Source organism: Rhizobium mesosinicum (genome assembly GCF_019511345.1).
In the GTDB taxonomy this organism is placed as follows: Bacteria; Pseudomonadota; Alphaproteobacteria; order Rhizobiales; family Rhizobiaceae; genus Rhizobium; species Rhizobium mesosinicum.
This window is the reverse complement of record NZ_JAEUAK010000032.1, coordinates 1-632: the sequence shown is the minus strand read 5'-3', so window position 1 is coordinate 632 and position 632 is coordinate 1. Positions and strand designations below refer to the sequence as shown.

The window sequence follows — 632 nt, the reverse complement described above, 5'->3', positions numbered from 1 at the left end:
CGATGACACCTATATCGTGGATGCCGCGAGCGACGTGGTCACGGAAGCAGCAGGTGCGGGTACGGACGAGATCCGGACGTCGCTTGCTGCCTATTCGATTGCGGCCCTCGCCAATATCGAGAACCTGACCTACACCGGGTCGGTTGCCTTCACCGGCACGGGCAATGCTGCGGCGAACGTGATCACCGGCGGTGTCGGCAACGACACACTGAACGGGGGAGCCGGTGCGGATACGCTGATCGGCGGAGCCGGTAACGACACCTACATCGTTGACAACGCCGGTGACGTCGTCACCGAAAGTGTCGATGCGGGGATCGATACGGTCAAGGCTGGGTCGTCGGCCTATACGCTTGCCGACAATGTCGAGAACCTGACCTATGTGGGCACGGTGGCCTTCACCGGAACGGGCAACGATCTTGCCAACACGATTACCGGAGGAGCTGCGGCCGACCGGCTGTCGGGTGGCGACGGTGACGACACGCTGAACGGCGGCGCCGGTGCGGATACGCTGATCGGCGGAGCCGGCAACGACACCTACATCGTGGATGTCGCCGGTGACGTGGTGACGGAAGATGCGGACGCTGGAATTGATACGGTCAAGACCGCGCTTGCGGCCTATACGCTTGCCGACA

At 63.0% G+C, this 632-nt stretch carries 1 protein-coding gene; it reads left to right on the top strand.

Annotated features, from left to right (window positions below):
• Positions 1–632: calcium-binding protein (locus JNB85_RS30440; RefSeq protein ID WP_220338120.1), on the top strand; the 632-nt coding region annotated here is incomplete at both ends.